This window comes from Lolliginicoccus lacisalsi, assembly GCF_014841105.1.
Classification (GTDB): domain Bacteria; phylum Actinomycetota; class Actinomycetes; order Mycobacteriales; family Mycobacteriaceae; genus Lolliginicoccus; species Lolliginicoccus lacisalsi.
The window spans coordinates 309,475-318,770 of the sequence record NZ_JACYWE010000004.1; the positions used below are offsets into that span (position 1 = coordinate 309,475).

Consider the following 9,296-nt stretch of genomic DNA (forward strand, 5'->3'; position numbering starts at 1 on the left):
CGGAGACCGTGGTTATCCACAGGGGCGCGATCGGGTTGGAACTTGTCCACAGTTTTCCCGAGAGGGAACCACGCGCGAGGCGTGCCTGTGCCGCGAGCGGCTTGATCTATATCCTGTGTGTCATGAGTGACGGCGCGCAGCATGATCGCACGGCCGCAGGCGCACTGGCCTCCACGACGAAGGCAGTCCGCGAGCAGCATTCATCGCATGAGCTGACGCTGGCAGCGGTGACCAGCCTGGAAGCCCCGGAAGCACGCGATCATCCCAGTCAGTCCCCGGTCCTGCGTGATACCACGCCCGCCGCGCCCGCGGTGGAGGTACGGCGCAGCACCCGCAGGCGCAAGACCGTGAGCGCGCGGCGCGAGGGCGATCGGATCATCGTCCTGGTGCCGAGCGGGCTGTCGAGAACCGTGGAGTCGGAGCTGGTCGACCGGATGATCTCGAAGCTGGAGAAGGCCGATCAGCGGCGTGCGCTCGGCAAGCACGGCGATGATAGCGAGCTCCATGACCGCGCCGTGCGCCTGTCGCAGCGCTGGCTCGGTGGGACCGCGATGCCCCACAGCGTGGTGTGGGTCCCCGCGATGCGTACCCGGTGGGCGTCCTGCACCCCCGATGACGGCACGATCCGGGTCAGCTCGTTGCTGCGAGCCGTCCCGGATTATGTGCTGGACTACGTCCTCGTGCATGAGCTCGCTCACCTGGTGGTCCCCGGCGGGCATCCACCCGAGTTCTGGGAGCTCGTGGACCGATACCCGCGCACCGAGCGGGCGATCGGCTTTCTCGAGGCCTACTCCCGCATGAGCACAATGTCGACCGCGAGCGACACCGCGGTCAGCTAGCGGGCATGGAGCGGCCGAGGGGCCTGCTCCGCGGAGCAGGCCCCTCGGCCGGACTCATGGTCAGTTCGTGGGGTTCTCGCCACTGTCGTCGGTGCCCTTGCTAGGGCGGTCATCGCCGCTGCTGCTGTCGGTCGCATCGCTGTCCGTGCCGGCGGCCTGGCCCCGGGACTCGCGCTCGGAGCGCTCCCGCTCCTCGGTGCGCTGCAGTTCCGCGATCGGATCATCGAACGCCGAGACATCGCCGCCGCCCACCGTGCTGTCGACGAACCCAGAAGGATCATCGAGGTCGCTGGAGTCGGGCAGCAGGTCCGGATGGGCCCACACACCGTCGCGCTGCTCCATGCTGCCGAACGCGGCGAGCTGGGACCACAACTGGGTCGCCTCCCGGATCCGGCGGGGCCGCAGCTCGAGGCCCACGAGGTTCGCGAAGGTCTGCTCGGCGGGGCCACCCGAAGCGCGTCGCCGCCGCAGTGTCTCGGCCAATGCCGGGGTCGAGGGGATCCGGTCGTGGAGGGCATTGGTCACTACCGACTCGACCCAGCCCTCGATGAGGGCGAGCATGGTCTCGAGCCGATCGAGCGCAGCCTTCTGCTCGGGCGTGGTCTGGGGCTCGAACACGCCTTGGGAGAGGAGGTTCTCGATCTCGGCAGGGTTGGCCAGCGCGGAGGGATCGAGATTGCGCGCTGCTTCCTCGATGGCGCTGAGAGCGATGGTGATGCCGCGTGCGTACTCCTCGACAGCGGCGAGGATGCGGCTGCGCAACCACGGCACGTGGCTGTAGAGCCGCTGATGGGCCGCTTCTCGGGCGGCGAGGAAAACGAGGACCTCGCGGTGCGGGACGTCAAGCCCCTCGCTGAAGCTCGCGATCGCCTCGGGCAGCAGCGCGGCCGTGCCGGCGGGGCCGAGGGGGATACCGATATCAGTGGAGGACAGGACGGACTTCGCGAGGTGACCGAGGCCCTGGCCGAGCTGCGAGCCAAAGGCCGCGCCACCCATCTGGCGGACGATTCCCATCATGGGGCCGATCAGGTTCTTCGCTTCCTCCGGCATCGCGCCGACCCACATGCCGGACATCTGCTCCGCCACGGGGTCGCATAGCTGCGGCCAGGTGGGGAGCGTGTTGTCGAGCCAGTCGACAGGGGTCCAGGCGGCGGTGCGCTGGGCGCCGGAGGGCAGCGTCGTCACACCATCGATCCAGACATCCGCGAGCTTGACAGCCTCGGTGACCGCCTGCCGCTGCGATTCGGTGACGGGCGAGAACGAGCCCACGTGCTGCCGCGCGATGTTCTGCGCCAGCGAGTAGTTCACCGGGCTGCCCTGCTCGCCTCCGCCCTGGCCCATGCTGCTGCCCATTCCGGAGAGCATCTGGCCGAACTGGCTGAGCATCTTGCCGAGAGCCGCGGGATCGAAGCCCCCGGCGCCCCCGAGCCCGAACTGGCTGAACGGGTCGCCGGCGGCCCCGCCGCCCGTGCCGCCCTCGCCGCCGCCCTGGCCGCGGCCAGGGCCGCCCGACCCGGACGAGCCGCTCTTGTCCTTGTCGCGGCGCTCGGGATCGTCGTCGGGGTTGGAGAAGCCAAAGGGCGAGTCGGTCATGTTCCCACGGTACAAGGCCCCGCGGGCCCGTCGCCGCCCCCGATCCGGATTCCCGTGACGCCCTGCGCGAACATCCTGCTCAGCGGGGCCGGCAGCGAACCGCGTGAGGGCGGAGGAGGCTCGTGCGGAGCCGCAAGCAGTGGTGTTGTTCACACTGCATCGCGGCGTCGGCGCGCGACACCGCGCCGACCCTCTACCCTGGGCAGGGTGAACCGCCGGATCGTGACGCTCATCGTAGCGCTGGTGCCCATCGTCGTCTTCGGACTCATCGGAGCCAACGCCACTGTTCCCTATGCCGCGATGGGGCCCGGGCCCACGATCAACGCGCTCGGGGACCTCGATGACCAGCCCATCATCGCGCTCGAGGGCGTGGAGTCCGACGAGACGACCGGGAACCTCAACCTCACGACGGTGGCGGTCCGCACCGGGCTCACCTTGTTCGACGCGATCGGGTTCTGGCTCAGCGGCCGCGATGGGATCGTGCCGATCGATGAAGTGATCCCGCCGGGGCGCAGCAATGACGAGATGCGCGAGATCAACAGGCTGGAGTTCGAGCGATCGGAGTCCACCGCCGAGGTCGCCGCCCTGCGGTACCTCGACTACCCGTTCGTCGTGACGGTGGCTGGATTCATCGAGGACAGCCCCTCGGCGAGCCTGCTCAAGGAAGGCGACATCCTCACCAGCGTCAACGACGAGCCTGTCGTGTCCGCAGTGGACGTCCCGGACCAGCTCGAGGGCTTCGCGCCCGGCGAGCCAGTCACCGTCGGCTTCACGCGCGATGGTGTCGCGGGCGAAGCAACGATCCCGCTGGGGTCGCATCCCGAGGAGGACAAGGGCATCCTCGGCATCTCCGTGGCCGACGAGCCCCTCGTGGACTTCGATGTGACGTTCAACGTCGACGGCGTTGGTGGCCCGTCCGCGGGCCTGATCCTCAGTCTCGCGCTGATCGACAAGCTCTCGCCCGGCGAGCTCAATGGAGGCCGCTTCATCGCGGGCACGGGCACCATCGACTCCGCGGGCAACGTTGGCCCGATCGGTGGCATCCGCTACAAGCTGATCGCGGCGCAGGAAGCGGGGGCGAGCGAGTTCCTCGTGCCGGCGGACAACTGTGTCGAGGCCCGCGCGCACGCTGTCGACGGGCTGGAGCTCGTCCGGGTGGAGAAGCTCGCCGATGCCGTCGGTTTCCTCGAGGATCTCGAAGCAGGACGGGACGTCCCCACCTGCTGACGCAGCACCGGGGTAGCGTGTCGAGCGCGGTGTCGTGCAGGATCTGTCGCATTCCGTACAGTTGTGGGTGACTAGTGATCGCAATCGCGGCGCCTAGGCGCCGCCAGGAACGTATGGAGTGGCACTCGTGGGCATAAGGCCCCCTTCAGGTGTACCGTCCTTGTCCCGCCGTAGCCGGATCCTTATCGTGCTGGCCGCCATTGGCGGCATCTTGCTCGCGGTCGGTCCCCGGTTGATCGACACGTATGTCGATTGGCTGTGGTTCGGCGAGGTCGGCTATCGCAATGTCTTCACGACCGTGCTGGTATCGAGGATCGTGCTGTTCCTCGTTGTCTCCGTGATCGTGGGGCTCATCATCTTCGCCGCGTTGCTCGCGGCCTACCGCACCCGGCCGGACTTCGCGCCGAGCAATCCCAATGATCCGGTCGCGCGCTATCGCGCCTCGGTGAACTCGCGGCTCAAGCTGTTCAGCATCGGCATTCCCGCCGTGCTCGGTGCGATGGCGGGTCTCGTCGCGCAGGGCAACTGGACGACGGTGCAGCTCTTCCTCAACCGCCAGGAGTTTGGCATCGACGATCCCGAGTTCGGGCTCGATGTCGGTTTCTACGCCTTCTCCCTGCCGTTCTACCAGCTTGTGCTGAACTGGTTGTTCGTTGCCGCCGTCATGGCGTTCTTCCTCAACCTCGTCGCGCATTACATCTACGGCGGGCTACGCCTCGACACCACGGATCGCAAGCTCACCAACGCTGCCCGAATCCAGCTCGCCATCATCGCTGGCACGTTCGTGCTGCTCAAGGCGGTCGCGTATTGGTTCGATCGCTACACGCTGCTCTCGAGCAGCCGCAAGGAGCCCACCTTCACCGGTGCGGGCTTCACTGACATCAACGCGGTGCTTCCCGCCAAGCTGATCCTGCTCGCGATCGCTGTGATCTGCGCCCTTGCCTTCTTCGCCGCGGTCGTCCTGCGCGACCTGCGCATTCCTGCCCTCGCGGCCGGGCTGTTGCTGCTGTCCTCGGTCGTGGTCGGCGCGATCTGGCCACTCCTGATGGAGCAGTTCTCCGTGCGCCCCAACGCGGTCGAGCGCGAGAGCCCCTATATCGAGCGCAATATCGATGCCACGCGTGATGCCTATGGCATCAATCCGGACCGCATCGACTATATCGACTACTCCGGGGTGGGCACGCAATCGCCGACCGAGAGCCAGACGGATATCACGACGATCCAGAACATCCGCCTGCTCGATCCGAACGTCCTGTCGCGGACCTTCACCCAGCAGCAGCAGCTGAAGAACTTCTTCGGCTTCCCTGATCAGCTAGCCATCGACCGCTACGAGATCGATGGCCAGCTGCAGGACTACATCGTCAGCGTGCGCGAGCTCAACCCCACCCAGCTCGCCGCGAACCAGCAGGACTGGATCAACAAGCACACCGTGTACACCCACGGCAACGGCTTTGTCGCCGCGCCGGCGAACCGCGTGAACGCGGCGGTGCGCGATGCGGAGAGCTCCGACAGCGGCTACCCGATCTACACCGTCAGCGATATCACCGCGGATGATCGGGCCAACCAGGTGATCCCCGTCGATCAGCCTCGCATCTACTACGGCGAGCTCATCGCCCAGATGGATCCCGACTACGCCATCGTTGGCCACAGCGAGGGCGCGACCGCGCGCGAGTACGACACCGACGCCCTGCGCTACACCTACACCGGCGGAGGCGGTGTCGCGGTCGGCAACTGGGTGAACCGGCTCGCGTTCTTCGCCAAGTACTCCCAGCGCAACATCCTCTTCTCCGAGGTGATCGGACCGGACTCGAAGATCCTGTTCAAGCGTGACCCCCGGGACCGCGTCGAGTCCGTCGCGCCGTGGCTCGTGCCTGACAGCAAGACCTACCCGGCCGTCGTGGACGGGCGCATCGTGTGGGTCGTCGACGCCTACACCACGCTCGACAACTACCCCTACGCGCAGCGCTCCACGCTCGACAGCCTCGTGCAGGACAGCCTCAGCGCGGATGCCGTCCGGCCGTTGCCGCCGAAGGAGGTCTCCTACATCCGCAATGCGGTCAAGGCCACCGTCGATGCGTATGACGGTTCCGTGACCCTGTACGAGTGGGATGAGGAGGATCCCGTCCTGCAGGCATGGATGGGTGTCTTCCCCGATACGGTGCGCGAGAACAGCGAGATCAGCGACGAGCTCCGCGCGCACTTCCGCTACCCCGAGGACCTGTTCAAGGTGCAGCGCGAGATGCTCGCCAAGTACCACGTCGATGAGCCCATCGAGTTCTTCACCAACAACGCGTTCTGGTCCGTGCCCAGTGATCCCACCGTGGAGACCGGGCGCTCCGACCAGCCGCCGTACTACGTGCTCATGGGTGACCCAGGCGGTGGAGCCTCCTTCCAGCTGACCAGCCCGATGGTGGGCTTCAACCGCGAGCTCCTCGCCTCGCACATCTCGGTCAGCTCGGATCCCGGCAACTACGGGCGATTCACCATCCGCCAGTTGCCCACCGATACCCAGACCCAGGGCCCGCAGCAGGCACAGAACGCCATGACCTCGGATACCCGCGTTGCCTCTGACAGGACACTGCTCGAGCGATCGAACAACCTGATCTACGGCAACCTGCTTACCCTGCCTATCGGTGAGGGCGGCATCCTCTACGTGGAGCCGCTCTACACCGAGCGGAAGGTCAGCGGCAATACCGCCTTCCCGCAGCTCGCCCGCGTGATGGTCAGCTACCGGGGCCAGGACGGCCGGATCCGCATCGGATACGACTCCACCCTCGCGGCAGCGCTCGGACAGGTATTCGGGCCCGAGACCGCCGGGATCGCGACCGCCCCCGGTGGTGACGTGACCCGGACCGAGACGGCGCTCGAGGCCGGCGAGGACCTTGAGGGTGATCTGCCCGCCGATCCGGAGGCCGGAACAACGGAGGAGGAGGGCGCCGAGGAGCAGCCCGTCGCGCCACCGCTAGATTCCGCGCCCGAGGATGTTGTCGCTGAGCTCGATGCAGCGCTGGCGAACCTGCGCGAGGCTCAGCGGAGCGGCAGCTTCCGCGATTTCGGTGATGCGCTCGAGCGGCTCGACCAGGCCGTCGAGGCATACCAGAACTCCGGAGGCAACTGATCAACCAGCGATGATCCGCTAGCGCGGGGCACTGCGGCGACCGGCCGCGGTGCCCCGTTCTGGTTGGTGGGGGAGCCGGCGCCCCATGGGCATCGCTTGGCGCCGAAGCGAAAAATGGCCGTTGAGCAGCGGTTACCTCTCCGATTTGCAATGGATCGGAGCCTCCATGTAACGTTGCATTCACCAACGCGGGGTGGAGCAGCTCGGTAGCTCGCTGGGCTCATAACCCAGAGGTCGCAGGTTCGAATCCTGTCCCCGCTACTCGAAAAAGACTCCCTTTCAGGCGCATGCAAGTGGCTTGGAAGGGGGTCTTTTTCTCTATGGCCTGCTATGGCTCCAGTCATGTACGAACACGCGCGCCGACGACCTCGGGCCAGGAGCTTGGGAGCTGGCTTGTCGGCAGTGCGCTGCGCGGTTGCCTGGACGCATCGTCTGCTGTAACCGTGGTACGGTGCCGCGATCCAGGCACGGATCGATAGAGAGGATGCTCACATGGGCCGCTACCCGCGGATTCCCCTCGACGACGCGATCGTTGTGCTCGCTGGCGTGCTCGACGGAACCACACGCATCCTCGTCGAGGAACTGCACGAGCTCGGCGCGATCGTATGGCTCGGGACCGACGACGTCGCCCAGGCGTCGATCATCGCCGACGATCTGGGCCCCGGGGTCTTCGTCCACGAGTTGGACCTTGTATCCAGCCACTCATGGGCAGGCTTCCGGGACAGGGTGCTCGACGTGCATGACCGCATTGATGCCGCCGTGCTGAACCCTCCCGTCCCCCCGCCGGGTAGCTTCCTCGACGATGCTGGAGAGGCTGGCCAGCCAGGGTCCGACCACATGGTGCGGATCACCACGCTCGCCATGCGCGCAATGGCCCGAGCGATGGCGCGCGCTGGGCGTGGGCATGTGGTCGCGCTCGCGCCGGTCAGCGGGATATCCGCCGCCCCGGGCCAGGCCGCGAGCGGGGCGGGGGCCGCCGCCATCGTGGCATTGTGCCGGTCCGTGCGACTTGAGTTGCTCGCGGCCGGAGTGAGCGTCACCGCGTTGCTCTCCGGGAGCGCGCCGGGCGAGGTCGCGCATGCCGTGCTGCGGTCCTGGGAGTCTCGTCCCGCGCAGCTAGTGGTGCCGCGCTATATGTGGGCGTGGGCGCTCGTGCAGCGAATCCTCCCTGATCCGCTGGTCATCGCGATCGCGCGGCGGTGGACTACCCCGCAGCCGCAGGACGTACTCGTGTGACCTCCTTGAGTGACCTGGCCCCGATACGTGGGGAGATGTCACCGTTCACACACGATTCGCGTACTGTTATCACGAATCGGCAGCGCCCAGCAGCGATGTCCGTTATCGTTTCGTGATGGTTCGAGGTGAAGGGGGCACTCCTTGGCGGGCAGCGTGAACGATGACCAGGCTGATCCAGGTTCGGCAGATCTGGGCGCAACAGTCATGAGTCACCGTGCGGCGTCGGAAGCAAGCATCGTGACGGCAACCGCTGCGGCGGCACCACCGGCCCGACCGCGCTTCCGGATCCCGACGACAGTCCTCGCGGTCGCCATCGCCCTCAGCTCCACCGCGGTAGCGGGAATCCTCGCCGGCCAGGTATCGGGCAGCGCGAACGGCGCGCAAGCCGTCGTCGCGACCCAGGAGCCCGCTCCCGGAGCAGTGAGCGCCGCCAGCGCCAGCGGACCGCTCCGCCCTGGCCAGCCCGACCCCATCCAGGAAAGCGATGCAGCGCCCGCCCCTGGCGCGATCCCTGACGCGGATGCATTGGGACCTGATGCGGGAGAGGCCCCCGTCGGCGAGCCACCCGCGCCCGAAGCCCCCGCCGCGCCCCCGGTCGCCAACGAGGCCGCCGCGCCCGCTCCCGGCAACATCGCGCTCCCGGAAGCCGTTGCCCGACCCTTCGCGATCGGCCCCACCTACGGTGGCATCCTCTCCTCGGACTTCGGTCCGCGCTGGGGAGAGTTCCACTACGGCATCGATATCGCCGCGCCGCTCGGCTCCGCGGTCCTCGCCGTCACCGATGGAGTGGTGGTCGAGGCCGGACAGGCACAAGGATTCGGCCTCTGGGTACGCGTCACCCAGGACGATGGCACAGTCGGCGTCTACGGCCACGTCGACCGCTACCTAGTCCAGCCGGGCCAGCAGGTCCGCGCGGGCGACATGATCGCCACTGTCGGCAACCGCGGCCACTCCACCGGCCCGCACCTGCACTATGAGGTACGCAAGACCGATGGCACGCCGATGAGCCCCCGCCACTGGCTCGCCCAGCGCGGAGTCTGGCTCAACTAGCGCGGAGTCTGGCTCGCCCAGCGCGGAGTCTGGCTCGCCCAGCGCGACCGGGCCCAGGTGGCTCCGCGTGGCTAGTTGGCTATTTGGCCGGCGTGGCTAGTTGGTTGCAAAAGCACCGGAAACTGCCAAACGCGATAGAAATCGACCTGGCCTTTCCGCAGCTTCTATCGCGTTTCCGATCGAGGCGCGAAGCTTCCCGCCACCCCTGGCAGTCAGCTGCCACCCTGGCGCGG

General features: G+C 67.4%; 6 protein-coding genes and 1 tRNA gene. 6 read left to right on the top strand and 1 reads right to left on the bottom strand.

Going from position 1 to position 9,296, the window contains the following annotated elements; genetic code table 11:
• Window positions 1-122 precede the first annotated feature (122 nt).
• The gene (locus HT102_RS09225) at window positions 123-839 is read left to right on the top strand and encodes a M48 family metallopeptidase (protein ID WP_192039108.1); all 717 of its coding nucleotides are present in this window, start codon (window positions 123-125) and stop codon (window positions 837-839) included.
• A gap of 60 nt (window positions 840-899) precedes the next feature.
• On the opposite strand, the gene HT102_RS09230 is transcribed toward HT102_RS09225, so the two are convergent.
• Window positions 900-2,432, bottom strand: coding sequence for a zinc-dependent metalloprotease (locus HT102_RS09230; RefSeq protein ID WP_192039109.1), 1,533 nt, complete (start codon window positions 2,430-2,432; stop codon window positions 900-902).
• A gap of 207 nt (window positions 2,433-2,639) precedes the next feature.
• Between HT102_RS09230 and HT102_RS09235 the strand changes: the two genes are divergently transcribed.
• From HT102_RS09235 to HT102_RS16295, 5 genes are all read left to right on the top strand, one after another.
• A complete protein-coding gene (locus HT102_RS09235; RefSeq protein WP_192039110.1) occupies window positions 2,640-3,659 on the top strand; it encodes a YlbL family protein in 1,020 nt (339 codons plus the stop codon).
• 127 nt (window positions 3,660-3,786) lie between these two features.
• Window positions 3,787-6,777 carry a UPF0182 family protein gene (locus HT102_RS09240; protein WP_192039111.1) on the top strand — a complete coding sequence of 997 codons (2,991 nt, stop codon included), beginning with the start codon at window positions 3,787-3,789 and terminating at the stop codon, window positions 6,775-6,777.
• A gap of 187 nt (window positions 6,778-6,964) precedes the next feature.
• Window positions 6,965-7,038: transfer RNA gene (locus HT102_RS09245), tRNA-Met, on the top strand.
• Between the two features lie 231 nt (window positions 7,039-7,269).
• Entirely contained in the window at window positions 7,270-8,013 is a 744-nt protein-coding gene (locus HT102_RS09250; RefSeq protein WP_192039112.1) for an SDR family NAD(P)-dependent oxidoreductase, read from the top strand.
• Window positions 8,014-8,250: 237 nt separating this feature from the next.
• On the top strand, window positions 8,251-9,063 hold the full coding sequence (locus HT102_RS16295; protein ID WP_333473360.1) for a M23 family metallopeptidase: 813 nt from the start codon (window positions 8,251-8,253) through the stop codon (window positions 9,061-9,063).
• The last annotated feature ends 233 nt before the right edge of the window (window positions 9,064-9,296 follow it).